General features: G+C 70.5%; 26 protein-coding genes, 3 tRNA genes and 1 pseudogene. 15 read left to right on the top strand and 15 right to left on the bottom strand.

The window, feature by feature from the left end:
- A pseudogene (locus tag KBX34_RS33335) lies at window positions 1-131 on the top strand (dTDP-glucose 4,6-dehydratase); the annotation flags it as partial.
- Between the two features lie 75 nt (window positions 132-206).
- On the opposite strand, the gene KBX34_RS02265 reads toward KBX34_RS33335, so the two are convergent.
- Window positions 207-1,583, bottom strand: a complete 1,377-nt coding sequence (locus KBX34_RS02265; RefSeq protein WP_247667224.1) for a sugar transferase — start codon at window positions 1,581-1,583, stop codon at window positions 207-209.
- Between the two features lie 272 nt (window positions 1,584-1,855).
- Window positions 1,856-2,767 (bottom strand): LCP family protein, encoded by a 912-nt coding sequence (locus KBX34_RS02260; protein ID WP_374223645.1) that lies wholly within the window; start codon window positions 2,765-2,767, stop codon window positions 1,856-1,858.
- A 275-nt stretch (window positions 2,768-3,042) separates the two neighbouring features.
- On the opposite strand from KBX34_RS02260, the gene KBX34_RS02255 reads away from it, so the two are divergent.
- The 3 genes from KBX34_RS02255 (at window position 3,043) to KBX34_RS02245 (ending at window position 5,801) form a co-directional block, all read left to right on the top strand.
- Window positions 3,043-3,876: a class I SAM-dependent methyltransferase gene (locus KBX34_RS02255; protein ID WP_210922968.1), complete on the top strand. Its 834-nt coding sequence runs from the start codon at window positions 3,043-3,045 to the stop codon at window positions 3,874-3,876.
- Window positions 3,877-3,880: 4 nt separating this feature from the next.
- Window positions 3,881-4,699 carry an MOSC domain-containing protein gene (locus tag KBX34_RS02250; protein ID WP_210922966.1) on the top strand — a complete coding sequence of 273 codons (819 nt, stop codon included), beginning with the start codon at window positions 3,881-3,883 and terminating at the stop codon, window positions 4,697-4,699.
- A gap of 112 nt (window positions 4,700-4,811) precedes the next feature.
- Window positions 4,812-5,801, top strand: coding sequence for an expansin EXLX1 family cellulose-binding protein (locus KBX34_RS02245; protein ID WP_210922963.1), 990 nt, complete (start codon window positions 4,812-4,814; stop codon window positions 5,799-5,801).
- Window positions 5,802-5,805: 4 nt separating this feature from the next.
- Here the strand turns inward: KBX34_RS02245 and KBX34_RS02240 are convergent, their stop codons facing one another.
- The 4 genes from KBX34_RS02240 to bcp form a co-directional block, all read right to left on the bottom strand.
- Window positions 5,806-6,333 (bottom strand): GNAT family N-acetyltransferase, encoded by a 528-nt coding sequence (locus tag KBX34_RS02240; protein WP_210792057.1) that lies wholly within the window; start codon window positions 6,331-6,333, stop codon window positions 5,806-5,808.
- Window positions 6,334-6,425: 92 nt separating this feature from the next.
- Window positions 6,426-6,508: transfer RNA gene (locus KBX34_RS02235), tRNA-Leu, on the bottom strand.
- Window positions 6,494-7,420 carry an HNH endonuclease gene (locus KBX34_RS02230; RefSeq protein ID WP_210792058.1) on the bottom strand — a complete coding sequence of 309 codons (927 nt, stop codon included), beginning with the start codon at window positions 7,418-7,420 and terminating at the stop codon, window positions 6,494-6,496. Before KBX34_RS02230 ends, KBX34_RS02235 begins: the two co-directional genes overlap by 15 nt.
- Before the next feature lie 30 nt (window positions 7,421-7,450).
- Window positions 7,451-7,927, bottom strand: a complete 477-nt coding sequence (bcp, locus tag KBX34_RS02225; RefSeq protein WP_088946464.1) for a thioredoxin-dependent thiol peroxidase — start codon at window positions 7,925-7,927, stop codon at window positions 7,451-7,453.
- 326 nt (window positions 7,928-8,253) lie between these two features.
- Here bcp and KBX34_RS02220 point away from each other — a divergent pair, with 326 nt between their 5' ends.
- Genes KBX34_RS02220 through KBX34_RS02205 form a run of 4 tightly spaced genes read left to right on the top strand, consistent with a single transcriptional unit; the run spans window position 8,254 to window position 10,973 of the window.
- A complete protein-coding gene (locus tag KBX34_RS02220) occupies window positions 8,254-8,979 on the top strand; it encodes an energy-coupling factor ABC transporter permease (protein WP_099850968.1) in 726 nt (241 codons plus the stop codon).
- Window positions 8,976-9,431 carry a PDGLE domain-containing protein gene (locus KBX34_RS02215; protein ID WP_247671331.1) on the top strand — a complete coding sequence of 152 codons (456 nt, stop codon included), beginning with the start codon at window positions 8,976-8,978 and terminating at the stop codon, window positions 9,429-9,431. Before KBX34_RS02220 ends, KBX34_RS02215 begins: the two co-directional genes overlap by 4 nt.
- A 16-nt stretch (window positions 9,432-9,447) precedes the next feature.
- Window positions 9,448-10,218 (top strand): cobalt ECF transporter T component CbiQ, encoded by a 771-nt coding sequence (cbiQ, locus tag KBX34_RS02210; RefSeq protein WP_088951497.1) that lies wholly within the window; start codon window positions 9,448-9,450, stop codon window positions 10,216-10,218.
- Window positions 10,215-10,973, top strand: coding sequence for an energy-coupling factor ABC transporter ATP-binding protein (locus KBX34_RS02205; protein ID WP_210922961.1), 759 nt, complete (start codon window positions 10,215-10,217; stop codon window positions 10,971-10,973). Before cbiQ ends, KBX34_RS02205 begins: the two co-directional genes overlap by 4 nt.
- Here KBX34_RS02205 and KBX34_RS02200 read toward each other — a convergent pair.
- Genes KBX34_RS02200 through KBX34_RS02185 form a run of 4 tightly spaced genes read right to left on the bottom strand, consistent with a single transcriptional unit; the run spans window position 10,957 to window position 13,922 of the window.
- Window positions 10,957-12,069, bottom strand: coding sequence for a hypothetical protein (locus KBX34_RS02200; RefSeq protein ID WP_210922960.1), 1,113 nt, complete (start codon window positions 12,067-12,069; stop codon window positions 10,957-10,959). The genes KBX34_RS02205 and KBX34_RS02200 overlap by 17 nt on opposite strands.
- Window positions 12,066-12,782, bottom strand: a complete 717-nt coding sequence (locus KBX34_RS02195; protein WP_210922958.1) for a thioredoxin domain-containing protein — start codon at window positions 12,780-12,782, stop codon at window positions 12,066-12,068. The genes KBX34_RS02200 and KBX34_RS02195 overlap by 4 nt, the downstream gene beginning before the upstream one ends.
- Complete coding sequence (locus KBX34_RS02190) at window positions 12,775-13,299, bottom strand: MauE/DoxX family redox-associated membrane protein (RefSeq protein ID WP_210792062.1); 525 nt, start codon at window positions 13,297-13,299, stop codon at window positions 12,775-12,777. The genes KBX34_RS02195 and KBX34_RS02190 overlap by 8 nt, the downstream gene beginning before the upstream one ends.
- Window positions 13,300-13,331: 32 nt before the next feature.
- On the bottom strand, window positions 13,332-13,922 hold the full coding sequence (locus tag KBX34_RS02185) for a sigma-70 family RNA polymerase sigma factor (protein ID WP_210922957.1): 591 nt from the start codon (window positions 13,920-13,922) through the stop codon (window positions 13,332-13,334).
- 202 nt (window positions 13,923-14,124) lie between these two features.
- Between KBX34_RS02185 and KBX34_RS02180 the strand changes: the two genes are divergently transcribed.
- The 3 genes from KBX34_RS02180 to KBX34_RS34365 all read left to right on the top strand — a co-directional run bounded on the left by KBX34_RS02180 (window position 14,125) and on the right by KBX34_RS34365 (window position 17,722).
- Window positions 14,125-15,789 carry a copper resistance CopC/CopD family protein gene (locus KBX34_RS02180; RefSeq protein ID WP_088946471.1) on the top strand — a complete coding sequence of 555 codons (1,665 nt, stop codon included), beginning with the start codon at window positions 14,125-14,127 and terminating at the stop codon, window positions 15,787-15,789.
- A 17-nt stretch (window positions 15,790-15,806) separates the two neighbouring features.
- On the top strand, window positions 15,807-16,547 hold the full coding sequence (locus tag KBX34_RS02175) for a YcnI family protein (RefSeq protein WP_210922956.1): 741 nt from the start codon (window positions 15,807-15,809) through the stop codon (window positions 16,545-16,547).
- 149 nt (window positions 16,548-16,696) lie between these two features.
- On the top strand, window positions 16,697-17,722 hold the full coding sequence (locus KBX34_RS34365) for a hypothetical protein (RefSeq protein WP_210922977.1): 1,026 nt from the start codon (window positions 16,697-16,699) through the stop codon (window positions 17,720-17,722).
- A 161-nt stretch (window positions 17,723-17,883) separates the two neighbouring features.
- Here the strand turns inward: KBX34_RS34365 and KBX34_RS02165 are convergent, their stop codons facing one another.
- Window positions 17,884-19,173 carry a glycosyltransferase 87 family protein gene (locus tag KBX34_RS02165; protein ID WP_210922955.1) on the bottom strand — a complete coding sequence of 430 codons (1,290 nt, stop codon included), beginning with the start codon at window positions 19,171-19,173 and terminating at the stop codon, window positions 17,884-17,886.
- 72 nt (window positions 19,174-19,245) lie between these two features.
- Here KBX34_RS02165 and orn point away from each other — a divergent pair, with 72 nt between their 5' ends.
- Complete coding sequence (orn, locus tag KBX34_RS02160) at window positions 19,246-19,836, top strand: oligoribonuclease (RefSeq protein ID WP_088946475.1); 591 nt, start codon at window positions 19,246-19,248, stop codon at window positions 19,834-19,836.
- A 109-nt stretch (window positions 19,837-19,945) separates the two neighbouring features.
- Window positions 19,946-20,018: transfer RNA gene (locus KBX34_RS02155), tRNA-His, on the top strand.
- 119 nt (window positions 20,019-20,137) lie between these two features.
- On the opposite strand, the gene KBX34_RS02150 is transcribed toward KBX34_RS02155, so the two are convergent.
- Together KBX34_RS02150 and KBX34_RS02145 are read right to left on the bottom strand one after the other, a co-directional pair.
- Window positions 20,138-21,427, bottom strand: a complete 1,290-nt coding sequence (locus tag KBX34_RS02150) for an Ig-like domain-containing protein (protein WP_210922954.1) — start codon at window positions 21,425-21,427, stop codon at window positions 20,138-20,140.
- 250 nt (window positions 21,428-21,677) lie between these two features.
- The gene (locus tag KBX34_RS02145) at window positions 21,678-22,949 is read right to left on the bottom strand and encodes an Ig-like domain-containing protein (RefSeq protein WP_210922953.1); all 1,272 of its coding nucleotides are present in this window, start codon (window positions 22,947-22,949) and stop codon (window positions 21,678-21,680) included.
- A gap of 188 nt (window positions 22,950-23,137) precedes the next feature.
- On the opposite strand from KBX34_RS02145, the gene KBX34_RS02140 reads away from it, so the two are divergent.
- Window positions 23,138-23,213 (top strand) — tRNA-Lys (locus tag KBX34_RS02140).
- An 84-nt stretch (window positions 23,214-23,297) separates the two neighbouring features.
- Here KBX34_RS02140 and KBX34_RS02135 read toward each other — a convergent pair.
- Window positions 23,298-24,146, bottom strand: a complete 849-nt coding sequence (locus KBX34_RS02135) for a LysR family transcriptional regulator (protein ID WP_210792068.1) — start codon at window positions 24,144-24,146, stop codon at window positions 23,298-23,300.
- Between the two features lie 103 nt (window positions 24,147-24,249).
- Here KBX34_RS02135 and KBX34_RS02130 point away from each other — a divergent pair, with 103 nt between their 5' ends.
- Window positions 24,250-24,981 carry an SDR family oxidoreductase gene (locus KBX34_RS02130; protein WP_210922952.1) on the top strand — a complete coding sequence of 244 codons (732 nt, stop codon included), beginning with the start codon at window positions 24,250-24,252 and terminating at the stop codon, window positions 24,979-24,981.
- Between the two features lie 91 nt (window positions 24,982-25,072).
- On the opposite strand, the gene KBX34_RS02125 is transcribed toward KBX34_RS02130, so the two are convergent.
- Window positions 25,073-26,671: a sigma-70 family RNA polymerase sigma factor gene (locus KBX34_RS02125; protein WP_307871306.1), complete on the bottom strand. Its 1,599-nt coding sequence runs from the start codon at window positions 26,669-26,671 to the stop codon at window positions 25,073-25,075.
- Between the last annotated feature and the right edge of the window lie 101 nt (window positions 26,672-26,772).

The following is a 26,772-nucleotide window of genomic DNA, read 5'->3' as shown; positions in this document are numbered from 1 at the left end:
TCACCAAGATCAGCGAAGAACTCGGCTACACCCCCAGCATCACCCTCGACCACGGCCTCGCCGACACCGTCGCCTGGTACCGCGACAACCGCACCTGGTGGGAACCCCTCAAGACCACACCCACCGCGTGATCTGACAGCGCCGCGGGTGGTGGCGCCGACGGTTCTGGAAACGTCGGTGCCATCACCCGCGGTTTTCGCGTCCGGTCAGCGGCCTCCGCCGCGGAAGACCTCCGAGACCGTACGGAGCACGACCTTGACGTCCAACCACAGCGACCAGTTCTCGATGTAGTAGTTGTCGAACCGCGCCCGGTCGGAGATCGGGGTGTCGCCCCGCAGGCCACTGACCTGAGCGAGCCCGGTGAGCCCGACGGGGACGCGGTGGCGTGCCGCATAGTTCGGGTACTCGGCCGAGAACTTCTCGACGAAGTACGGCCGCTCCGGCCGTGGCCCGACCACGCTCATGTCGCCGCGCAGGATGTTCCACAGCTGAGGCAGCTCGTCCAGCGACGTCCGGCGCATGAACCGGCCAATCGGGCCGACCCGGTTGTCGTGCGCGATGGACCAGTTGGTCTGGGACTCCTGCTCGTTCACGGGACGCATCGACCGGAACTTGATGACCTTGAACGGCTTGCCGTACCGGCCGATCCGCTCCTGGTAGAAGAAGATGCCCCGGCCACCATCGATGAACGTGGCGATGGTGCAGAGCAGCAGCACCGGGCTCAGCAGGAGGAGAGCGATCCCCGCAAACAGCATGTCGGACGCCCGCTTGATGGCCCACCGCGGGCCGCTCAGCGAGATGTCGCCGATCTTGACGATCGGGAACGCGCCGATGTGGTCGGGGTAGCCGCTCTGGGAGCGGGATCCCCACAGCCGGGGCACGGCCCACAGATCGCAGCGCGAGCTGCGCGGCTGGAGCAGAGTTTCCATGAGGGCCGACTCGTGGCAGTCCGGGTCGGCGATGATCAGGACCTCGCACTCCGACAGCCGGACGAGGTGTTCGAGGTCCGTCAGTGTCCCACTCAGGGTAAGCACGCCGTTGTCCTGCCGTGACGGAGCGTCAACGCAGCCCACGAAGCGCAGTCCGTACTGCGGATAACGGCGCAGCAGCCGTGCGAGTTCGATACCGATCGGGCCGCCCCCGACGATGATCGCGTTGTGCTCCGCCCACCGACGCTTGCGGGACAGGACGGTGAACGCCCTGCTGGCCGCGCGCCCGAGGATCACGAACAACGCGGACAGCGCGACGCCCCGCATGAAACCGCCGACGTACGCCACCGAGGCGTGCCGCTCGGCCGCGATGATGGCCACGACCGAGCCAGCGGCCAGCAGCCGCCCACAGAGACTCGGCAGTTCGTCGAGGATGCTCACGTGCCGGCGCGGCCGGTAGAGGCCGCCGGCAGCGAAGAGGGTCAGCGTCAGGACGGCATTGGCGATGGTCCCGCGCCAGTAGCTCTGGCTCAGCAGCAGCGGCGCGAGCAACGCCACCAGGTCGACGGGCGCGACCATCATCCACGCTCGCAGCCATCGGGTCCGCGACGACGTGCGGGACCTGGCGTACGGCAGGACGGCGGTGGTGCTCAACCCGGCTATTTCAGGCGGAGCCTCCGCCTGTGGCTCCGGCTCTCTCGACTGCGGGACAGGTGGGGCGCCGCCACCGTAGAGGCGGCCCCCGTCGCCCGGCACGTCGAGTCGTCCGCCGTACGGCGGTTTGGGCGGATGGCTGGTCGCAGACTGGCCTGACACTTGTGGACCTCCCCGTGAAAGCCCTCGGTCACGTGTCCCGACCAGAAGGGCGACCGAACTCTACGATCGGCCGAGGTGCGCCACCATGGCCGGCAAGTCAGTTCCTGCTCCTACTTTGCGGCGGACAGGATCTCCGGAACGTTGTCGTTGCGGACCGCTCCGAAGACCTTCGCGGCCTTCTCCTTGTCGACCAGAACCACGCTTTCGGTGCCCATCATCCCGGTGCCCTTGGTGGGGCAGGTGAGGAACGTCAGGTTGCCACTGCGCAGATCGCGCATCTGGGAGGCGAGGTCAAGCAGGTTCATGGCCTTGTCCACGGCAACCGCGTCCGCCGTCGCCTTGACAAAGGAGTTCAGCTTGGCCGGGTTGGCGAGCGTTCCGCCGGATGCAGCCTTGTCCAGAATCGCCTTGATGACCTGCTGCTGGTGCCGGATCCGCGCGAAGTCGCCGTCGGCGAAGGCGTGCCGCTCGCGTGCGTAGTCAAGCGCGGCCGCTCCGTCCATCTTCTGCTGACCAGCCTTGAACGTCCGGCTACCGTTCAGCGCGTACAGGGTGGTGAAACCCTTCTCCACGTCCACGTTGATGCCGCCCAGTGCGTCGACGATTTCCTTGAAGCCTCCGAAGTCGACGATCGCCACGTGGTCGACGCGCACTCCGGTGAACTTCTCCACCGTCTGCACCATCAACGGAACACCACCCCACGCGAACGATGCGTTGATCTTCGCGTCCTTGCCGCCCCGACCCGTTGACGACTTCGGCACGCTGACCCAGCTGTCCCGGGGGATCGAGATGAGTTGGGCGCTGGAGCGGTCCTTCGGGAGGTGAGCCAGGATGATCGTGTCGGTGCGGGAGCCGGCCTCGCTCTCCGGGTCGCGCGAGTCACTGCCGAGAATCATGATGTTCATGGCGCCCTTGGCGTTCTCACCCACCTGCGGACGCTCGGCCTCCGGCACACCGTCGAAGGCGTCGACCCGCTCGATGCCAGAGTTGATCGAACGGAAGTAGAGGCCTCCGGCGATCATCCCGCCGCCGCCGAGCAGTGCCAGGATCACGAAGGTGATCAAAGCGACCTTCTGCCACCGCGGGCGCTTGGTGCGCGCCTGCTTGGTCGGCTCCGATGGTTGCTGCGCCGCGATGAGCTGGGTCTCGGGCTCCGCGTACTCTTGGCGATACTGCATGCCGCGATGCTACTGATTGCGGGTTACGCGCACGTGCCCCCGTCTGGGCCGTATGGTTTCACATCCTGACCAAAAGACTTTTCGCCCAGACGTTCGCCCGAACCTGGTATGAAGCAGCGGTGGACGCCACGCAGCTGCGCCGAGCCATCGCCCGTACCCCACTCGCACCCGTCGCCGCGTTTCCCAAGCGGCTCGCCCGGGTCGCCCGCCACGACGCCAAGGTGCTGCGCATCTCGGCTCGTTGGCTGGTCGCCTCCCGGGAACACCACAACTACACGTACGAGCTGACCAAGCTCAGCCGTCACCACCTGGCCTGGTTCGTCAGCGTGGTCTGCGACATCCCGGTCAAGCAGGTCCGTGGCTACGTCGCCGAAATCGAGTCCGACGACGTGCTGCGCCAGCACATCGAGCAGGCCACCGCCACCGCAGCCCGACGCGGTCTCGCCGACAAACACGTCCACTACGCCCGACGCGTGGGGTGGTACGCGATCGTCCGCGCCACCCACCCCGCGCACGTGGTGGAAACCGGCGTCGACAAGGGGTTGGGCACCTGCGTCCTGGCGTCCGCCCTCCTCCGCAACGCGCAGGAGGGCCACCCGGGTCGGGTCACGTCACTGGACATCAACCCCGAGGCCGGCTACCTGGCCGCCAGCGAGCCCTGGTCGGAAGTCGTCGACCTGGTGATCGGCGACTCGATCGCCTCGATCGGCGCACTGGACCGCCCGGTCGACCTTTTCCTGCACGACAGCGACCACAGTCGCGCCCACGAGAAACGCGAGTTCGACGCCGTCGAACCGAAGCTCGCCCCCGGCGCCATCCTGCTCACCGACAACGTCACCAGCACCAATGTGCTCGCCGAGCACGCCGAGCGCACCGGCCGGCGGTTCCTCGCCTACCGGGAGAGCCCCGCCAACCACTGGTACCCGGGAGACGGCATCGGCGTGGCATGGTGACCGGGTGCGGCTGACCTCGATTCACACGTACCCCGTCAAGGGTTGCCACCGGCTCGACCACGACGGCGCGTTCGTGCAGCCGTGGGGCCTGGCCGGCGACCGACGCTGGATGGTCGTGGACGCCGACGGCGTCGGCGTCACCCAACGCGAGACCACCCGGCTGGTCGGCCTGCGCGCCACAGTGCGCCCCGGGGGTCTGGTGCTGAGCGCCGACGGGCAGTCCGACCTCGACGTGCCCGAACCGGCCGAGGGTGCACCGGTCGCGGTGCGCACCTTCCGCAGCCGCAAGCTCCCGGTCCCGGCGCTGCCGGCCGGCCCGGCGGCCGACGACTGGCTCGGCGCGTTGCTCGGCCGACCGGTCCGGCTGGTCTGGCTGGGTCAGCCGACCCGCCACCTGGCCGCCGGGGACCGTGAACACGACACCGGTGACCAGGTCAGCTTCGCCGACGCCTACCCGCTGCTGCTGGCCAACACCGCCTCCCTCGACGCCCTCAACGGCTGGCTCGCCGAGGCGGGGGAGGAACCGGTGCCGATGACCCGGTTCCGGCCCAACCTGGTGGTCGACGGGGCGCCGTCCTGGGCCGAGGATGACTGGGCCGGCCGGCCGCTGCACATCGGCGACCTGCGGTTTCGCGCCGCCGGGCCGTGCGACCGGTGCGTGGTGACCACCACGGACCAGGAAACCGGGGTACGCACGAAGGAACCGCTGCGCACACTCGGCCGACACCGCAACGTCCAGCAGAAGCTCCTCTTCGGACTGCACCTGGTGCCGATCGACAGTGGACCCCTGACCGTGGGAGCCCCGGTCGTCCTCGCAACCTGACGGGCGGGCCCGACCCACGACCGGAACGCGGCGATCACCGTCCGTCGATGCTGTCTTAGCTTTGGCTTAGCCGGCTTGTCCGCCCGCGCCCGGGTCCGGCAGCATCGCCGTCGTGACGGACGAGAGCGCTGTCGACATCACCATCGACCTGGACCATGCTCCCGAGGAGCGGCCCGCGTCGTCGTCCCGCCCGGTGCCCTGGCTGGTCGCGACCGGCGTCACCGTTCTCGCGGCGGCACTCGGCCTCACCCTGACCCTGCGGTCCGGCTCCGCCCCGGCCTGCGCCGCCGCCCGGCCGCTCGCCGCCGCGCCACCCACCGGCAACGCCACACACAGCGGCAAGGCCACCTTCTACGACTCGAAGGGTGCCGGCGGCAACTGCTCGAACCCCGCCGCCCCGGCCAACCGGCTCTACGTGGCGCTCGGCCCGAGCGAATACTCCGCGGCTGCCGCCTGCGGCGGATTCCTCGACGTGACCGGCCCGAAGGGCACCGTTCGAGTGCTGATCATGGACCAGTGCCCGGAGTGCGCGCCCGGGCACCTCGATCTGTCCCGCGAGGCGTTCGCCCGGATCGCCGACCCGGTCCAGGGCCTCGTCCCCGTCACCTACCGCGCCGTGGTCAACCCGCCGCTGCCCGGACCGCTCACCTTCCGGATGAAGGAGGGCGCGTCGCAGTGGTGGTTCGCCGTCCGGGTCGGGAATCACGGCAACCCGCTGCGGTCCGTCGAAGTCCGGCAGGGCGACAGTGGTGTGTGGCAGTCGGCCGCCCGGCAGGACTACAACTACTGGCTGATCGACTCCGGTGCCGGGCCCGGCCCGTTCAGCATCCGCGTCAGCGACGTCTACGGAAACCGGGCCACCGTCGGCGGCGTCCGCCTGGCACCCGGTCAGGTGCAGAACAGCGTGGTCCGGATGTACGGGCGCGGGGCCGTGGCGGCCACCCCGCGCGCCTCCACATCGGTCCGTCCGCCCGGCAGTCGACCCGCTGTCACGCCGACCCCGGCCCGCCGTCCGGTCGAGGTGGCGAAGGCGAGCGCACCAACCACCGGTGCGCCGACCACCCAGCCGGCCGGAGCGAACGCCCGTTGGTGCGCGGGCTGACCGCTCAGTCGACCGGCGTCAGGTCGAGCCACATCAGGATCTCGTCGCGGTCGTCACCGGGCGCCACCCGCAACGCGCGCGGCAGCCGGCCGATCTCCCGATAACCGAGACGGGCGTAGAACCTGTCCAACCCCAACCCGTCGCGCACAGTGACGTGCAACGCCTCGTGGCCGAACTCCCGCCCCAACCGGGCCGCCTCGACCATCAGCGCGGCGCCGTAGCCGGCGCCCTGAGTGTCCGGGTGGACCATCACCCGCTTCAACACACACCAGTGCGCCTTGAGCGAAAAACGGTTGTCACTGAAGATCAGTGCCGCCACCAGCCGGTCGCCGGAGTAGCCGACCAGCAGCCGGTCCGGACCGTCGGCGATACCGGCGAAGGTCGGGTCGGCGAGGACGTGAACGTCAGCGGCGGTGACCGGCGGCACGAAACCGACGGCGCCGCCGGCGTTGCTGACGTCCGCCCAGAGATCGACGATCTCGGCGCGCAGCTGCGGGGTCAGGTCGGGGTCGAGGACGAAATGCAGACTCACGCCCGCCATCCTGACCCGCTGACCAGGCCCGCGACCCACGACAGTGACGCGCCCGACAATCGCGCTCTGGTGCGGGGGTGTGTGTCGACCTGTGCGGGAGAGGGGATTCGAACCCCCACATCCTTCCGGATACAGGTTCCTAAGACCTGCGCGGCTGCCGTTACGCCACTCCCGCCAACGCCCTGAGTCTAGAGCGTCTGGCGTCGACGGTGTTGAGCCCGGCCTCCCTGAGGATGGTCGAGACCGTGCCATGACTCACCCTGCATGCTCGGCCCGGCAGATTGCGGAGGATCCCCGACAGCCGCTTCGGTCCAACATCCGGATGCGCCAGCGCCTGTTCTATCACCACGTCGCGATGAGCCCTCGAACGCCACCTGCGGTCCGGACGTGGCCTCAACACTCCGTCCTGCTCGAGCTTCCGCCGAACCTTGTGCAGATAGGCCGGCGACCAGTCCAACTGCCGTGCCGCCTCCAAGGCCGTCACCTGCTGCGCGTCGACCTGACCGAACAGGTTGACGAGATCCTCCCGCGTTGCTGGTCGGCGACCGGATCCGGCAGTCTCGTGCGAGCGCTCCTGATCACCGGGCGCCGGGTGCACGGGAACGGTGGGGATACCAGCCCGGTTCCGTCGGCCGGCGTAGGTGGGGGTCTGACTGTGGCAGTTGGGACAGAGGAGCCGCAGGTTCGGTGGCCGGTTGTCGAGGAAGTCTCCGTTGATGTGGTCGACGTGCAGGATGAGTGGAGCGCCTCGCCACACCGGCCCTATCCCGCACCCCTCGCACTCCTGCGGCACGCCGAGTGTGCCCAGCGCCCACTTCAATCGCACGCCGGGCGTCCGACGGGAACCCTCGGGCAGCACGACCAGAAGCTCTGCTGAAGTGGTGCGCCGTTCACCTCGGCGACCCTTGCTGTGTGCCTGACCGGTGAAGTGCGACGTGTCGATGCCGAATCTCTTGAGCTGCCGACTGATGTGCGCGTGCGAGCCACCACTGACGCGAACGCCGAGCAACCGCATCACCTCGGTGATGTTGCGCGCGGCGGCGGCAGCGGCGGCCAACGCTTCGGGCGTGTATTTGTATCGAACCACTGACGGAACGTAGCGGCCCGGTACGACAGATCAGTCCAGGCCGAGGTCGCGGCGGAGCTTGGCGACGTGGCCGGTGGCCTTGACGTTGTAGAGCGCCCGCTCGATCTTGCCGTCGGCGTCGATCACGAACGTCGAGCGGATCACGCCGGTGACGGTCTTGCCGTAGAGCTGCTTCTCGCCGTACGCGCCGTAGGCGGTCAGCACCGCCTTGTCCGGGTCGGACACCAGCGGGAAGGTGATCGCGTCGCGCTCGCGGAACTTCGCCAGCTTTTCCGGCTTGTCCGGGGAGATGCCGACGACCTCGTAGCCGGCGGCCTGGAGCGAGGCGAGCGAGTCGCGGAAGTCGCAGGCCTGCTTGGTGCAGCCGGGGGTCATCGCCGACGGGTAGGCGTACAGGACGACCTTGCGGCCTCGCAGGTCGGCGAGGGAGAGCTGGTCGCCGGTGTCGGTGGCGAGGGTGAACTCGGGGGCAGGGTCACCGGCGGAGAGACGGTCGGGCGCGGTCATGGCCCGACGATACCGCTGGGTTGGCCGGTGCCGTCGTCGGCGAGCCGCGCGGGTCCGCGCCGGCGGGTGAAGATCGACTCGTGGTTCTGGAAACCGGGGCATCCCCGACCCGCGGACACCCCGACATCAAGAAAGGCGAGTCGATCACCCAGCGGGCACCCCGACGTTCACGGAAGCCGAGCCGATCAGCCGAAGTGCCGACGCCACACCTGACCTGGAAGGTGATCAAGCTCATCCGTTGTTGCAAGACTCTGGCAACAACGAGGTTTGGGAAATAGGCTGACCCACGCCGGCCCGGTCGGGCCCGCGGACGCGTGGGAGGTCGCGTGGAAACACTGGCGATGCACATCTCGAACGGGATCATCGACGGTCCGGTTGCAGCCATCTTCGCTGCGCTGGCCCTTGCCGCGCTCACCGTCTGCGTCCTGCGCGGTCGGCGCGACCTGGACGACCGGCTGGCCCCGATGGCGGGCCTGGTGGCGGCGTTCATCTTCGCCGTCCAGATGCTCAACTTCCCGATCTTCACGGCCGGCGTGAGCGGCCACCTGCTCGGTGGCGCGCTCGCCGCCATGCTGGTCGGTCCGTGGGTCGGCGCGCTCTGCGTGGCCGTGGTGCTGGTGGTGCAGGCACTGATCTTCGGTGACGGCGGCGTGGCGATGCTCGGCCTCAACATCACGAACATGGCGCTGCTCGGCACCGCTGCGGCGTACGTGCTGATCGCGGTGCTGCTGCGGGTGCTGCCCCGTACGCGGGCCGGTCTGGCCGTGACGGCGTTCGTCGCCGCCACGCTCAGCGTGGTGGTCGCGTCGCAGGGCTTCGTCCTGCAGTACTGGCTCGGCGGCACCACCGACCTGGGTAACAACCTGACCGGCCTGGCCGGCACGATGGCGGGCGTCCACCTGCTGATCGGCATCGGCGAGGGCCTGATCACCGCGACCACAGTGCTCACCGTCGCGAAGGTGCGCCCCGACCTGGTGTACGCGCTGCGCTCCCTGCGCACGCCCGCCGCCCCTGCCGCCCCCGCTGTCCCGGTCACCGGAGGTGCCCGATGAAGAACCGTTCCTGGGCCTTCCTGGCCGGTGGCCTGCTGGTCGCCCTGCTGCTCGCCGGTGTGGTGAGCAACTACGCCTCGTCCCACCCGGACGGGCTGGACTCGTCCCTGCTCAAGGGTTGCACCGTCGACGCCGACGACAACATCGTCGGCGGCAGTTGCCCCGCCCAACAGGCCCGTGACCACGAGCTGGCCGACAGCCCGCTGGCCGACTACGGCGTGCGTGGCGTGCGGAACAGCTTCGTCTCCACCGGCCTCTCCGGGGTGCTCGGGGTGCTGGTGACCTTCGCGATCGGCGCTGGCGGCTTCTGGCTGCTGCGCCGCCGGGGCACAACCCCGACCGACGGCACCACGCCCACCGACGGCACGACGCCCACCGACGGCACGACCCCGACCGACGGTGACCCCGCGACGTCCGACGACGTCCGGCGCCGCGCCGACGCGGCCAGCTGAGCAGGGGTACGCGCAGATGGGTGCCGGTCACGGGCACGTGCTGTACCGCGAGTCGGACTCGCCGGTGCACCGGCTCCCGCCCGAGGTGAAGATCGTGGCGATGGTGGTCTTCACCATCGCCGTGGTGGCCACCCCGCGTACGGCGTTCTGGGCCTTCGGCGCGTACGCCCTGCTGGTGGCGGTGGTGGCGGCGCTGGCCCGGGTGGGGCCGCGGTGGTTGCTGAGCCGGGCGCTGATCGAGCTGCCGTTCGTGCTGTTCGCGGTGGCGCTGCCGTTCCTCGGCAGCGGCGACCGGGTCGAGGTGCTGGGCCTGCGGCTGTCCGAGGACGGCCTGCACGGCGCGTGGAACATCGTGGCCAAGGGCACCCTGGGAGTCCTCGCCTCGCTGCTGCTCGCCGCGACCACCACCACCCGGGACCTGATCGTGGGGCTGGACCGGCTGCACTGCCCGCAGGTGTTCACCCAGATCGCCACGTTCATGCTGCGCTACCTCGACGTGCTGATCGGCGAGGCGCGGCGGATGCGGGTGGCCCGGATCTCCCGGGGTGACGACCCGCGTTTCCTGTGGCAGCTGCGGGGCTTCGCTGCCGGGATCGGGGCGCTGTTCCTGCGCGCCTTCGAGCGGGGTGAGCGGGTCTACCTGGCGATGCTGTCGCGGGGTTACACCGGGCGGATGCCCGCCGTGTGGCAGAGCGAGGGCGCGGCGACCACCGGCCAGTGGCTGGTCGCGGCCACCGTGCCGGTGTTGGCGGCCTCCATCGCCGCCACCGCCGTCGTGCTGTCATGATCGGTGTCGTGCAGACCGCTGTCTCGCTGGACGTTCGTGGCGTTCGCTACGCGTACCCGGATGGGCATGTCGCCCTGCACGGGGTGGACCTGAGCGTGCCGCGCGGCGAACGGGTGGCGCTGCTCGGGCCCAACGGGGCCGGCAAGACGACGCTGGTGCTGCACCTCAACGGCATCCTCACCCCGACCGAGGGCAGCGTGAGCGTCGGCGGGCTGACCGTGACGCCGGATCGGGCCACCCTGGGCGAGGTGCGTCGCCGGGTGGGCATCGTCTTCCAGGACCCGGACGACCAGTTGTTCCTGCCGACGGTGGCGGAGGACGTGGCGTTCGGGCCGGCGAACCTGGGCCTGCGCGGGGCGGAGCTGGCCGCGCGGGTGGACGAGGCTCTCGCGGCGGTGGGGATGAGTGAGCACCGGGAGCGGGCCCCGCAGCATCTGTCGTTCGGGCAGCGCCGCCGGGTGGCGGTGGCCACCGTGCTCGCCATGCACCCGGAGATCCTGGTGCTCGACGAGCCGTCGTCGAATCTGGACCCGGCGGCCCGCCGTGAGCTGGCCGAGATCCTGCGCGACCTGCCGGTGACCCTGCTGATGGTCACGCACGACCTGCCGTACGCGGCGGAGTTGTGCGAACGCTCGGTGATCCTGGATGGTGGCCGGATCGTCGCCGACGCCCCCACCGGAGACCTGCTGCGTGACGAGGCCCTGCTGGCCCGCCACCGCCTGGAACTTCCCTACGGTTTCACCCCGCGGCCGTAGCTCCGCGTTCGGCGTCGTCGGCCCGGGGTGCTGCGGTAGCGGCCCGGGAGGCGGCGTGCAGGCGGAGGACTCCTGCGGCCGTCGCGCCGGCACCGGTGATCAGCACCACCGCCACCATGACGCGGGCGACCTCGGGCGACCAGGGCACCGGGGCGATGGACCGGGAGAACACGGCGGCGTTCGCCGCGCCGCCGAAGAGCGCCAGGCAGGCCCCGGCCAGCGCCACAGCGAAGTCGGCGGCCGGGCGGCGGGCCAGCGCGTACCAACCGGCGGCGACCGCGCCGAGGCCGGTGAGCAGCGACCAGATCTGCCCGGACAGCAGCCCGACCAGCACCCCGCCCACACCCTGCGCGCCCGCGTCCAGTTCCCGCCCCACCGGGTACACGACGGTCAGTGCACCGCCCACGACCAGCAACGCGCCGACGGCGGACAGCGCGCGGGCGCCGGCCGGCGCGGCGGCGGCGACCAGGCCGAGCGCGCCCACCGCGAGCAGGCCCACGATGGTCACCGTCCACCAGGTGTACGCGTCCGGCGGCGGCACCCAGTCGAGCGTGCCGCCAATGACGACCGGGTCGGCGCCGTCGCGCAGTGGGACCGTCCAGTCGCGGACCCGGTGCTCCCGGGTCGGTGCGGCGCGTACCGCCGGCGGTGGTGCCGACTCCTGCCACAGTGCGCGCTGGTCGTGCCAGCGCGCCGTCGGCCCGTCGTCGATCCGCCGCCAGTTCGGCGGGGCGGCCGGGTCGGCCTCGGCCGGGAGCGCGGTGTCCCCGGTGATGGTGCGGTTCAGGTACGTGGCGGGGGAGCGGCTGTTCTCGAAGATCCCGTCCGGGCCGACCCGCAGGTACGGCTCGCCGGAGTAGCCGATCACCTCGACGGTGCGGCCGGTGCGGTTGGTCAGCTCCAGTCGGGCGCCCGCCTCGACGACGCGTACCTCCAGCCCTGGCCGTGCCGGTGCGACCCCGGTGGTCCGGGTGCGGTAGTCGGTGCCGTCGGGTGCGTCCGCGCCGTGCGCGGCGGCGGGCGCCGCGGTGAGCAGGGTGGCCGCGCAGGCTGCGGTGGCGACCAGGCCGGCCCGGGTCAGCAGGGTACGGATCACTTGCCGGCCGCCGCCACGGCTGCGGTGAGAGCGTCCGGGGTGGGGTTGTCGACCGACTTGCCGTTGACCTTGACGGTCGGCGTGCCGGTGACGTTGCTCCGGCTGGCGTCCTCGGTGACGTGTTCGGTCCACGTCCGGTAGGTCTTGTCCTTCACGCAGCTGCCGAAGGAGCCCCGGTCGAGGCCCACGCCGACACCGATGTCGATCAGCTGGTCATCGGTGAGCCCGGCGCTGCCCTCCGGCGGCTGCTGGGCGAAGAGCGCCTTGGCGTACTCGTGGTACTTGCCGCCCGCCGCGGCGCAGCCGGAAGCGGCCGACGACCGGGTCGAGTATTCGGTGGTCGAGAAGCGGTTCAGGTACGCGACGGGGTGGTAGACCACCTTCGCCTTGTTCTCGGCCACCAACTGTTCGAGCGTCGCCCCGCTGGTCTGCTCGAACTGTTTGCAGGCCGGGCAGAGGAAGTCCTCGTAGACGTCGACGGTGACCGGCCCGCCGCCGGTGACGATGCCGGTGCCGGCCGCGTTGGCGCCGGGCGGGGTGGTGAACTCGTCGGAGCGCTGGCTGGACCAGGCGGCCCAGCCGATGACACCGGCGATGACCAGGACGACGACGGCCCCGGCCGAGACCCAGATCGTGCGTCTGCGCCGCCGCTCTCGGGCGAGTTGCTCGCGGACCACCCGGGCGGCGTCCCGCTGCCCCTTGCGACTACTCATCCTCGTCCTCCACAACGGGCTCGCCGGACAACCATCCGTCCACCGAGACGGGCGTACGTGGCCAGATCAGCAGAAATCCGGCCAGTACCAAGAATCCCAGGTCCCGAAGGATCTCCGGGAGGTAACTGGGGGCCTGTCCCTCGGCCAACTGCCCGCCGCTGCCGAAGCAGCCGCAGTCGATGGCCAACCCCCGCGCCCAGGCCGAGGCGATCCCCGCGATGAAGACCACCAGGAGTGCGGCTGACACCCCGGCGACGAGCCGGGTGGCAAGCCCGAGCAGCAACAGCACGCCCAGCGCCAGCTCGACGAAGGGCAGGGCCGCGCCGATCACGCTCGCCACGTCGTACGGCATCACCTGGTACGCGTTGACGGCACGCCCGGAGGCGGCGAGGTCGCCGACCTTCGACGCGCCGGCCACGAGCCAGACGGCGGCGAGGCCGAGCCGGGCCGCCGTGCCGAGCCAGGGCCGGACGACAGGCCAACGGCCAGCCCCGGAGGAAGGTGCAGTCACGCTCATTTGTCGTCCCGTCTCCGCCGGAAGTTCCGCGCTCAGCCGGTCAGCGCGTCGCCGGCCGCCTCGACCAGGTCGTCGCGGGCCCGGGCGACCCGGGAACGGATGGTGCCCACCGGCACCCCTTCAACTGCGGCGGCCTCGGCGTACGACAGGCCGAGCAACTGGGTGAGCACGAAGGCGGCACGCCGCTCGGCGCTGAGCCGGCGGACCAGGTCGGCGGCCCCGAGCTGGCCGGCCGGGTCCGGGTAGGGGCGGTCGGTGTACGCGTTCGCCGCCAGGCGCTCGTCCAGCCGCCGACGGCGGATCAGCGTGCGCAGGTGGTCGGCGCAGGCCCGCCGGGCGATGCCGAGCAACCAGGTGCGGGCGCTGGAGCGACCCTCGAACGCGGGCAGCGCCCGAAACGCGCGCAGGTACGTCTCCTGGGTCAGGTCGTCGGCGCTGTCCGGGTCGACCAGGGCGGCGGCGAACCGCCAGACCTCGACCTGGGTCAGCCGGACGAACGCCGCCTGGGCGCTCGGGTCACCGTCGCGGGCGATCAGCGCCCACTCGGTGGCCGGGTCCCGGGCGACGTCGCCGGCCGGCTCTGCCGGACCGGCGGCACCGGTGTCACGCGGGACGGGGATCACGACAAACCAGGTTACGCGGCGCCCGTCGCAGCGTCAGGGTCCTTCGGCCCTTGGATGTTCTGCACCACGTCGGGAACTTTTTCCCAACGCGAGCCGACTACCTGCTCATGACACGCGATCCCTCCCGCGCGGCACTGGCGGCTGAGCAGAGTTGAGCCCTTCGCCCGACTCGGGTCGCCGAGATCCACACCGGTCGGCGACCATGGCTGGCATGACTGTCGCCCCCCGCCGCTGGTTCGCCCGGCTGGCCGCAGCCGCCGGCCTGCTGGTCACCGTCGTCGCCCTGTTGATCGCGCCAGCCACCTCCGCGAGCGCCCACGCGGTGCTGGAGAGCAGCAGCCCGGCCGCCTCCTCCATCGTGCCGAGCGGGCCGTCCGAGGTGGTGCTGACGTTCAGCGAGTCGGTCCGCAAGGTTCCCGGCAAGATCCGGGTCATCGCGCCCGACGGGGCCCGGGCCGACCGGGGTGAGCCGTCCTTCGCCGGCGGTGTCGTGACCATTCCGGTGGACCCGGCCGGGGGTCGAGGCACCTACCTGGTCAGCTTCCGGGTGATCTCCGCCGACAGCCACCCGGTCTCCGGGGCGTTCACCTACTCGGTCGGCGCACCCTCGACGCCACCCGTCGACTCCGGCTCGGACAGCCGCGCCAACCCGGTGGTGGGTACGGCGGTGAAGGTGGCCCGCTTCCTCGGCTACGCCGGCCTGGTGCTGCTGGTCGGGCCGGCGCTGGTGCTCGCCGCGCTCTGGCCCCGACGGCTCTCCCGCCGGGGGCCGACCCGCCTGGCGTGGACCGGCCTGGGTCTGGTGGCCGTCGCCACCCTCGCCGACCTGTGGTTGCAGGTGCCCTACACCGCCGGCGGTGGCCTCTTCGACGTCACCGGCGAGGGTTTCGGCAGCGTGTTCGGCAGCGCCTTCGGCGCCGCCCACCTGGTCCGACTCGGTCTGCTGGCGGCGTCCGTCTTCCTGCTCCGGCCGCTGCTGGCCCGACCGACCGGCCGCGCCGACGCGATCATCCTGGCCGTGCTCGGCGGCGCCACCCTGCTGACCTGGCCCCTGGCCGGGCACCCGGCCGCCTCCCCGGCGCCGGCGGTCTCCGTGGTGGTCGACGCGGTGCACCTGGGCAGCATGGCCGTCTGGCTGGGCGGTCTGCTCATGCTCGCCGGCTTCCTGCTGCGCCAGGCCGACGAGCGGGAGTTGAGCGCGATCCTGCCGATCTGGTCGCGCTGGGCGGCGCTCGCCGTGTCGGCGCTGCTGCTGGCCGGCACCGTCCAGGCGCTGATCGAGGTGGCCACCCCGCAGGCGCTGTTCGACACCACCTACGGGCGGCTGCTGCTCGCCAAGATCGGGCTGTTCGCGCTGGTGATCGCCGTGGCGGCGTACTCCCGGCAGTTGGTCCGCCGGCGTGTCGCCGCGCAGCGACCGGCGCCGGTACGCCGGGCGGTCTGGGTGGAGTTGGCCGTCACCGTGGTGGTGCTGGGCCTGTCCGCCACGCTCGTGCAGACCACGCCCGCCCGCACCGCCGTCGCCGGGCCGTCCAGCACCGAGGCCGGCCTGTTCAGCACCAGGCTGTCCAGCCCGCTCTACGAGATGCAGATCGAGGTGAGCCCGGCCCAGCGGGGCAACAACTCGGTGCACCTGTACGCGTACGGCAAGGACAACCTGCCCCTGCCGGTCGTGGAGTGGAAGGCGACTGCCGCGCTGCCCTCGGCCGGGATCGAGCCGATCGACGTCCCGCTGCTGCCGTTGACGGACAACCACGCCTACGGCGACATCAGCCTGCCGGCAGCCGGCGACTGGCAACTGAAGATCACCGCCCGAACGACCGACATCGACCAGGCCACGGTGACCGCCACCGTGCCGATCCGTTAGAGAGGTCCGCGAAACCCATGACCCGAATCCGGCGTACCGCAACCGCCGCTGCCGCACTGGCGTTCACCGCCGCCGCCACCGCTGTGCTCGGCTTCGCCGGACCGGCGTCCGCCCACGTGACGGTGAACCCGAAGGAGGCGACCCAGGGTGGCTACGCCCGGGTGGCGTTCCGGGTGCCGAACGAGAGTGACACCGCCTCCACCACGAAGCTGGAGGTGGTCCTCCCGGAGAACGCCCCGGTCGGCTCGGTGTCGACCATGCCGGTCCCCGGTTGGACGGTCGCGACGGAGAAGCGCAAGGTCGACCCGCCGATCGAGGTGCACGGCAGCCAGCTCACCGAGGCGGTTTCCAAGATCACCTGGACGGCCACCGGTGACGCCGGGGTGAAGCCGGGCCAGTTCCAGGAGTTCCCCGTCTCGATGGGGCCGCTGCCGAAGGTCGACTCGATGGTCTTCAAGACCCTCCAGACCTACTCCGACGGCAACATCTCGCGCTGGATCGACGAGCAGGCACCGGGCGGCGAGGAGCCCGAGAGCCCGGCTCCGGTGCTCACCCTGACCGCCGCCGCGCCGGGTGGTTCGGCCGCACCGGCCTCCGCTACGGCCGTCGCGGCACCCGACGATGACGACGACGACGAGGACGGCAACGGCCTCGCGGTCGGCCTCGGTGTGGCCGGTCTCGTCGCTGGTCTGGCCGGCCTGGTGCTGGGCGGGTTGGCGTTCACGCGGACCCGTCGGGAGCCGGTCGCCAAGTCCTGACCCCGTCGCACCGCTGGCCCGCCGGACCATCCGGCGGGCCAGTGCGCTTTCTGGAGTCGGCACCCGCCCGTGCCGTGGATATCCGCTGATCAGACGGTCTGCGTCGGTAAGGTCGGCCGGGTAATTGGCTACGGAGGGGGACGGTGCGGATGCGGTTCGTGCGGATGATCGCCGGAGTGCTGCTGTTGGTCGTGGGGATTCCGGCGTTGTTCGCCGGAGGCGCGCTGTGGCTGGTGACCCGCCACGCCGACCCCGACGGGGCCTTCGCCGCCCGCTTCGAAACGGTCCGCACGCCCGGTCACGCGGTCGTGGTCACCGACCTCGATCGGTTGCTGCGGCAGGAGGCGCCGTTCGCGCGTACCGCGCAGACCCGGCTGCGACTGGACGCCCGCACCGCGGACGGCCCGGCCTTCGTCGGGCTGGCGCCCACCGCTGAGGTACGCCGCTGGCTGGAGTCGGCACCGCACGCCTCGGTTAGCCGGGTGGCGCTGGCCCAGGGCCCGCTGCCGGTCCGTCTGGACGCGGCCGGTCCCGCCGTGGGCACCCCGACCCCAGCTGAGGCGGTCACGCCGCTGGGGCGGCCCTTCTGGGTACGCGAGGGGATCGGCTCGCTGGAGTGGAGTGTCGGGGACCTGGCCGGTGAGCCGATGAGCCTCGTGGTGATGCGCCCCGACGGCGGGGCGGATCTGGCGCTGGACCTGCGCGCCGAGTTGCGCGCCGGGTGGACCGGGCCGGCCACCTGGGGTCTGCTGGCCGTGGGCGTCCTGCTGGTGGTGTGTGCGGTGCTGCTCCTGCTGCGGCCGCTGCGCCCGCGTGAAGTGATCTTCGTGGTCGAGCCGGATCAGGTGCCGGTGCTCGCCGGCCGGCTCGGTGTCACCTCGCTGAGTGGCCTGGGCTCCGGGGAGCCGGGCTCGACCCCGCCGTTGCCGGCCGTCCGGCAGCTCACCCCGGTCGGCTCGGGTGCGGGAGAGCGGCTCCGCTCGGCGATCGGCACCGAACCGTCCCGGCCGGTCACCCTCGCCGACCTGGACGAACCGGCCCGGTTGCCGCGCCCACCGGAGGTGACGCTGAGTCTCGCGTGGCCACCGGCCGGTACGGAGGCCACGGACCAGCCGGTGGAGGTTCCGCCGGTGGCGACCCGGCCGGTGGATGCCCCGCCGGTGGCCGGTCGGTGATTACGCGGCCGGTGGCATCCGCTGGTGGTGGCCTGGCCGGCGGGGGACGAAACGGCGAGTGGCCCTCCGCGCTGCCGACGCGGAGGGCCACCCTCACCGGGGGATCGGTGCTACCTGAGCGACGCTTGAGGTAGATGAGGTCAGATTAGCGCTGATAGCGGCTACTGGGGAGATCTGTCCATTTGGCGCGATTTTTCCTCACGGTGGTCTGAGTCTTCCTCAGCGCGCCGCGCACGCACCGGTAGGACCACCAGCAGCAGCACGCTGATCAGCACGTAGGCGTTCTGCACGACGAAGTCCGCCGGGTTCTGGGTGCGGACCGGTTCCACGCCCCAGGCCTGGAACGTCACCACGCCATAGACGATCACAGCGGTGATGCCCAGCGCGAGCTCGGCCAACCACCGACGCCGGCGTGCCTCGTCCGGCCGGTCGGCACTCAACGCCGCGTCCGCGAGCAGCACCACCGCCGGAACGAACCAGTAGATGTGGTGGGTCCAGGTGATCGGGCTGACCAGCGAGCCGACCAGCCCGGTCAGCGTCAGGCCCGTCAACGCGTCACCGGCCCGAGCAGCGCGGGCGGCCCGCCACAGTCCGTAGACGGCGACCACGGCGACCAACAACAGCCAGAGCAGCTGGTCCGGCTTCGCCGGCGCGGTGAACCGGCTGAGCAGGCCGAACAGCGACTGGTTGCCGACGTAGTCGGTGCGCCCCACCCGATCGGTGGCCCACAGTTCGTGCGTCCAGAACCGCCACGAGTCGCTCGGGGCGATCGCCGCCGCGAGCAGGGTCGCCGCCGCCGCGGTCGCGCTGGCCACCGCCGCGGCCCGCCACCGCCGGGTGGCCAACAGGTAGACGATGAAGATGCCGGGAAAGAGCTTGAGTGCCGTCGCCAGCCCCACGCCCACCCCGGCCCAGCGTCGCGCCTGCGGCACCGCGTACAGCAGGTCGGCCAGGATGAGTACGACCAGCAGCATGTTGATCTGCCCGAAGGTGATGGTCTCGCGGGTGCTCTCCACAGCCAGCACCAGCAGCACGGCGACGATCAGGGTGAACGTTCGCGGCAGGTGGTGCCGGTCGATGAGCGGCATCACCACCCACCGGGTGGTCAGCACCACGGCCGCCATCGTGAGCACCGTGAAGATCGTCACGGTGGCGCCGAGTCGCAGCAGACCGAACGGCCACAGCAGCAGCGCGCTGAACGGCGGGTACGTGAAGTACAGCTCGCCCTGCACCCGGTCGGGTTGGACGTAGTCGTAGAGCGGGTGGCCGACGCGCCACCAGTCCATGGCCGACATGTAAATCTTGAGGTCGAAGAAGTTGTGCACGAGGCCGCGCAGGTAGAGCGCCGGCAGCACGGCGACAAGAGCCACCACCGCGACCAGGCGACGGACCGTACGGCCGCCGGGATCGTCGTCCGTGACGGCGGGCGGTGCGACGGGTTCTGCTGGCACCCCGAAACCCTAGCGGTCCGGTCGGCCGAGAGCGCGCAGCCGCGGGTCGTGGGCTGCGCGTAGGCTGTCCCGGTGGCTGATCTCCTTGTCTGGATCGACTGTGAAATGACCGGGTTGGACCTTGGCAGGGACAAACTGATCGAGGTTGCGGCACTGGTCACCGATCCCGACCTCAATGTGCTGGGTGACGGTGTCGACGTGGTGATCCACGCCGATGAGGCGGCATTGGAGGCGATGCCGGAGATCGTCCAGACGATGCACGCCAAGTCCGGCCTCACCGAGGAGGTCCGCCGCTCGGCGGTCACCCTCGCCGAGGCGGAGGACCTGGTCCTGGACTACGTCCGCACCTTCGTCAAGGATCCGCGTACGGCGCCGTTGTGCGGCAACTCGATCGCCACCGACCGGGGCTTCATCGCCCGGGACATGCCCCGACTCGACGCGCACCTGCACTACCGGCTGATCGACGTGTCGTCGATCAAGGAACTCTGCCGCCGCTGGTACCCGCGGGTGTACTTCGGCCAGCCGCAGAAGGGCCTCGCGCACCGGGCGCTGGCCGACATCCGGGAGAGCATCCGGGAGTTGGAGTACTACCGGCGTACGGTCTTCGTGCCGCTGCCCGGCCCGGACGTCGAGACCGCCAAGGCGATCGCCGCCGAACTCTGACCCGCGGCGGCTCGTACGGGGACCGGGGAACCCGCTGGACGAGGCACGCCGCGATGTGGCTATTATTGGTCCGCACCCCGCCCGGGGCTATCGACCGGGCGACGGCGTGGTGGCTGTAGCTCAGTTGGCAGAGCACCGGGTTGTGGTCCCGGTTGTCGTGGGTTCAATTCCCATCAGTCACCCAGTTGGTTGTGCTGCTCAGGCCCCCTCCTCGGAGGGGGCCTGAGTCGTTTCCAGGGGCCCGATAGGGGCATCCACGACGAAGCCCTCTCCGTGTGGGAGAGGGCTTCCGTCGTTCGGGTCAGGCGGTCGGCGTGGGGGACGGGGTGACCGCGCCGTCCGGCGTCGGGGTGGTGTCCGGGTCCGCGGGAGGCTCGTACGGCAGGGCGCTGCCCTTGACGTACTCGTCCCAGCTCATGTTCCAGTCGGTCCAGCCGTTGCCGTTCTGCAGCTTGCGCTCGGTGCCCTTGACCGTGATCGGGTCACCGATCTGGGTGTTCTTGAACAGCCAGTCGCCGTTGGCCATCGACACGTTCACGCAACCGTGCGAGACGTTCACGCTGCCCTGCTGGCCCTCGGACCAGGGCGCCGCGTGGATGAACTCCCCACCCCAGGTGAGGCGCTGCGCGAAGTCAATCTTGGTGCGGTAGCCCTCTTCCGGGCCCAGCTCCTCGAACGTGTCGAAGACCGTCTTGCGCAGCTTCTCGATCACGACCATGGTGCCGCTGGACGACGGGGTGCTCTTCTTGCCCAGGCTGACCGGGATGGTCTTGATCACGGAGCCGTTGCGGGTCACCGTCATCCGCTTGGTCTTGTTGTCCACCGTCATGACCGTCGCAGCGCCGATCTTGACGTCTACGCTGAGGTCGGCGCGGCCGTACCAGCCCTCACCCATCGGCAGACCGCCGGCCTGCACCCGGTAGGAGATCTTGCTGTCGGCCTTCCAGAACTCCTTCGGCCGGTAGCGGATTTCGGTGGGGCTGACCCAGTGCCAGATGCCCTCCTGCGCCGGGGTCGACGTCACCGTCATGCGGCGCTGCACGTCGTCGCGGTAGTCCTCCGGGATGTTCCGGCCGAACTTCACGATCAGCGGCATGCCGACCCCGACCACCTGGTTGTCGCCGAGGAAGCTGGTCACCCGTACCTGGTTGTTCGGCTTGGCCATCGTGGTGAAGCTGCTGGTCGCGGTGGCCGGACGGTCGTCGTCGCCGGTGGCGGTGACGGTCGCCGTGTAGGCCGTGCCGTACTCCAGTGCGCCGGCCGGCAGCCACGTCCTGCCATCTGCCGCGAGGGTGCCCTCGACGGCCTTGCCGGCCGCGTCCTTCAGCTCGACAGCGGTCTTCACGGCGTCCTTGGTGGTGAAGGTGATGCCGGTGGACGCTGGCACGTCCTTGGCATCGGCCGCCGGTTCGCTGATGGTCGCCGCCGCCTTCGGTGCCGGCGCCTCGTCGCCGCCCTGCCAGGAGGACGGCTTGCCGCCGTCGCCGTCGGTGCAGGCGGAGGTGAAGGCCAGCGCCACGGCGAGGAGCCCTGCCGCGAACACGCGGCGTCGCCCACCGCGCCTGATCAGCTGGTCCTGGCTAGCTCGCATGATTCCCTCACAGTCGTGGTCGCTGCCCCATCGTCTCCTACTGACGCGCCAGAGCCGGCCCCGGTTGCCGAGGGTGAACCGAAACACGCCGACGATGATGCCGGATTTTTGCTACTATCCGGCGTTTCGTGAGCCTGACTCGTCTCCGTACCGGGACTGAGGGGTCGCCGCGGCGTCGTCGCAGCGCGGGAATGCAAGGGTACGCGCCGGCCCGGCCATCGGCAGGGCCGGCGCATCGATGCCGGGCGGCTCAGAGCGCCGGGCCGGCCCCACCCTTGGGTACGGGTAGTGCGCTGCCCTTGATGAACGCCGACCAGCTCAGGCTCCACGCCGTCCAGCCGTTGCCGGCGGCGATCTTGCGCTCGGTGCCCTTCACCGTGATCGGGTCACCGATCCGCGTCTTCTCGAACAACCACCGGGCGTTCACCATCGACACGTTCACGCAGCCGTGCGACACGTTCTGCCGCCCCTGCACGTGCTCCGACCAGGGTGCGGCGTGGATGTACTCGCCACCCCAGGTGAGCCGCTGGGCGAACTGGATGTCGGTGACGTAGCGGTTGGCCGGGTCCGGGTCGTCGCGGGTGTCGAAGGTCGTGGCTTCCTTCTTCTCCATCACGACCATCGTGCCGCTGGACGACGGCGTGCTCTTCTTGCCCAGGCTCACCGGGATGGTGCGCACCAGCGCGCCGTTCTCGTACACCAACATCTTCTTGTTGGCGTTGTCGACCTTCATCTCGAACGACCGGCCGATCTTCGCGGTCGCCTTACGGTCCATGTCGCCGTACTTGCCGTTGCTCAGCGGCATCCCGGCCAGGGCGATCCGCACGCTGATGGTCGTGCCGGGCTTCCAGTACTCCGGGGCCCGGTAGTAGGCCTGCGTGCCGTTGTCGACCCAGTGCCACGCCCCCGGCTGCGGCGGGTCGGTGCGGACGAACATCCGCTTCTGCACCGCCGCCCGGTCCTTCTTCGGGATGCCCGGGTGGAACTCGGTGACCACCGGCATGGCCACCCCGTAGCTCTTGTCGTCGAAGAGATACAGGCCGGACCCGATGGTCGACTTCGGCTTGGCCATCGTGGTGAAGCTGCTGGTGCCCTGGCTGCTCGTGCCGTCGGACCCGTTCGCCGTCACAGTGGCGGTGTAGCGGGTGCCGAACTTCAGCGGGGCGGACGGCACCCAGGCCGAACCGTCGGTGCGCAGCTTGCCCTCCACCGAGCCCCCACCGTCCGCCGTCAGCGTGACCGCGGACACCTTTCCGCCGTTCGGGAGCTTCGCGCTGATCTCCGTGCTCACCGGCCGGCCCTTCGTGCCGTCCGCCGGGCTCAGCGTGAGCGTCGGTCCGCTCGGCGCGCTCGGGGTTGCCGGTGCCGAGGGCGCGGACGAGCCAGCTTCGGCACCCGCGCCCGCCGGCGACGTCCCGCCAACGAATTCCGGCTTCTTCTCGTCGCCGCACCCGGTCAGTGCCAGCGACGCCGCCAGAGCCAGAGCGCCCACCACCGCCCCGGCTCGCGTGAACCGTGTCATCCCCACCTCTGTTCTCGCGTACCTGGCGGACATCGTGCCGCATCGACGCCGCAACCCACGCCCCTGCCTTGAGCCGGCTGGCCGGTTTGGGGCTTTTTGCCGGCAAAGCTCGACCGAAGGGGGGAGCCCGGTAACCGGATTGGAGCCGGGGTTTCGGGGGTGCTAATGTTCTCTCCGTTGCCGAACGAGCGCCGCTAGCTCAACTGGCAGAGCAGCGGACTCTTAATCCGCGGGTTCGGGGTTCGAGTCCCTGGCGGCGCACCAACGATGAAGGCCTTGACCTGGCAGATCCCTGCCGGTCAGGGCCTTTTTCGCGTACGCCGGTGCGACGAGGCGCGATATCGGCGGCTAGAGGCGGAGTGCGGCCCTGACAAGATCGGCGACAGCTCGGGAACGGCTGTGCGGGGGCCAGGCGATGACCGTGGTGACTTCCGGCGCGTCCACGATCGGCACGGCGACGAGATCGTCGTTCAGCTGGGATCGGGCGGACTCGGGCACGACCAGCAAGGTCCGGCCAAGGGCGGTGAGCTGGAAAAGTTGGGAGTGGCTCTGGGCCTCAGGACCGGGGCCGTCGGGATAGGTGCCGTCCTGCGCCGGCCAGCGGGGTAGAGGCAGGTCCGGCAGCTCGGTCACCTCGCTCAGCTGCACACTCTCGCGAGTGGTGAGGGGATGGCCGGCCGGGAGGATGGCGACCTGGCCCTCGGTGAGCAGTTCCTCGGTGTCGAGCCCCGTCAGGTCGTCGAACGGGTGGTGAAGGATCGCGACGTCGGCACGGCCGGTCCGCAACAGTCGTTCCTGTTCGCCGGGGCCACACAGCACCACGTCGACGTCGACCGATCCGGGTTCGGTGGAGTAGGCGTGCAGCAGCTTCGCGAGCAACTCGCTGGACGCTCCAGCCTTGGTCGCCAGGACGACGCTGGCGTGACCGGTGACGGAGAGAGCTGCGCGTCGGGCGCGATGTTCGGCAGCTTCCACAGCGTCCAGCGCTGCTCGTCCCTCGTGCAGCAGGACCGCACCGGCTTCGGTCAGGGTCACCGAGCGGCTGTCACGCTTCAGCAGGGCAGCACCCAGACGGCGTTCGAGCTGACTGATCGCCCGTGACAATGGCGGCTGGGCCATGCCCAGGCGTTGCGCCGCCCGACCGAAGTGCAGTTCCTCGGCCACGGCGACGAAGTACCGCAGCTCTCGTGTCTCCACGTGTCCAGCCTAGCCCGCAACAGAGGCGGCGATACCTTCCGGGTATCGCCCATGACTCAGGTGGTCTTGGACGACTCGCGGGCCGTGACCCACAGTCGAAGACATGAGTGACAAGAAGATTGCCCTGGTCACCGGGGCCAACAAGGGCATCGGGTACGAGATTGCGGCAGGCCTGGGTGCGCTGGGCTGGAGCGTGGGTGTCGGCGCGCGCGACCAGGCCCGGCGGGACACGGCGGTGGCACGACTGCGGGACGCTGGCGTCGACGCCTTCGGTGTCCCGTTGGATGTCACCGACGACCGCAGTGTCGCCGCCGCAGCCGATCTGATCGGCGAACACGCCGGACGCCTCGATGCGCTGGTCAACAATGCCGCGATCACCGGTGGCGGACAGCAGCAGCCGAGCAGCGTCGATCTGGCCGTCCTCCGCACTGTGGTGGAGACCAACGTCATCGGCGTCATCCGGGTGACGAACGCGATGCTGCCGTTGCTCGGCCGCTCGGCCTCACCGCGCATCGTGAACATGTCCAGCGGCGTCGGTTCTCTGACCCGGCAGTCTGGCCCCGACGGTGACACCACCACAGGTCCGATCGCTGTGGCCTACGCGCCCTCAAAGTCGTTCCTGAACGCGGTGACCCTTCAGTACGCCCGGGAACTGGCGGACACGAAGATCCTCATCAACTGCGCCTGCCCGGGCTTCGTCGCCACCGACCTCAACGGCTTCCGTGGCGTGCGTACTCCCCAGGAGGGCGCGGCGACCGCCATCCGCCTGGCCACACTGCCCGACGGGGGCCCCACCGGCGGCTTTTTCGAGGACGCCGGTGTGGTGCCCTGGTGACGGCTCGCGGCTCTCACGCCCGGCCCGACGCCGATCGGCGTCGGGCCGGGCGCGCAGTCGACGCTTGCGCCACTCTCACCTGCGGAGAGCTTCAGTAATCGATGTTGATGGCAGCGATCTGACGGGTGCCGTTGAAGACGATGGCGGGGCCGGCGAAACGGGAGCTGGCGTAGGTCAGCGCTGTCTTGTGCCCGGGACTGTTGAACCAGGCGTTGATCATCTGCTCGGGCGAGGAGTTGCCCGAGGACGCCCACAGAACCTCATGGCCGCAGTGCTCGAAGGCGCCCGTATCCAGGTTCTGCTTCACGCAGGCTTCCGCGGCGCGTTGCTCCGTCGTGCGCAGCTCGACAGCGGGCAGCCCGAGCGCGCGGCGCCGCTCGTTGAGCAGCACCAGCAGACGTTGTTCCGCGGCGGACACGCCGGTGGACGCGCTGGCAGGCTTGGTCGGTGACCTGGTCGGAGTCGGCGGCCTGGTCGGTGACTTGGTTGGCGCCGGCGACCTGGTGGGGGCGGAGGTCGAGCGCGAGGTGGTCGGGGACGCATCGAGCGCCGTCGGGGAAGGTGAATCGAGCGAGGATCCGGGGGTCTCGGAGGCGGGTGCGGTGATCGCGGTCGAGGGCTGGGCGGCTGTCACGCTCGCCGGCTGCTGGCTCGGCCCGGCCTTGTAACCGGCGACGACGATCCCCGCCCCTCCGACCAGGGCGACGGCCGCGAACGCGCCCACCAGGGCCTTGGGCAGGGACAGGACCGCGACGCGGGCCTGCTGCGGCAACCCGACGATCTTCGCGCGTGTGCCCGCCGACGCGACGCCGTGTGACGGGCCCGCCGAGGCGACGCCGTGTGACGCGCCCGCCGACGAGATGCCCTGCTGCGCGCCGGTGATGCCGTGCACCCGATGTGTGACGCGCGAGGCGAGGTCGGGCGGGAACGGCGTGAGCGCCATGCCGGCCAGCAGCCGCTCGGCCGGTACCAGATCGAACGTGGCATCCGGGCAGTGCGCGCAGGTCCGAATGTGCCGCGCCAGCCGCTTGCGCCACACCGGCGCCGGTCGGCCGTCCCAGTCGGACGCCATGTCGAGCAGGCCACCGCAGCCGGGTCGCGTGGTGAGGGCTCGCACCACCAGCCGAGCGGTGTCCAACTGCGCCTTCATGCGGGCCACGCGGACGGTCACGTGATGTGGGTCCAGTTGCAGGGCCTCGGCCAGGTCGGCGCGGGAGAGGTGACCGGCCTCGGCCAGCCACCACAGGGACAGCAGGTGGCGGTGGTCGTCGTCCAACCAGCGCGTGGCAAGGGCGACCTCGCGGCGCTGATCGGACAGGCGAAGCTGGGTGAGGGTCAGGTCCTCGAAGTCGGAACCCGGGTCGATCAGGTTGTCGATGTCCTCCGGCGGCGCCGGTGTGGTGTGCCGGAACTGTTGGTGGGCACGGACCTCGTTCATGGTGACGGCCACCAGCCACGACCGGAAGACACCCGGATCGCGTACGCCCGCCAGCCCTCGCACGACGCTCAACATCGTGTTCTGCACCACGTCGTCGACGTCCGCCGATCGGTTCAGTGCCCGACCCACGATGTTGTACACCAGTGGCAGATAGTGCGAGACCAGCTCGTCCATCGCCGCCTGGTCCCCGCGGCGTGCCGCGTCCACCACCGCCGACAGGTCAGTCCTGTTCGGGTACGCGTGATCGGTCACGCTCACAACCTCGCCTTCACGAAAAATCGCCGTACACCGTGGGAGATTGGTTGGCACCCGTCCAGGTCACACAAACTGGCGTCGTCACCGTCGAAACGCCC

The organism is Micromonospora sp. M61, assembly GCF_018070245.1.
Classification (GTDB): domain Bacteria; phylum Actinomycetota; class Actinomycetes; order Mycobacteriales; family Micromonosporaceae; genus Micromonospora; species Micromonospora zamorensis.
This window is presented reverse-complemented; position numbering and strand designations above follow the sequence as displayed.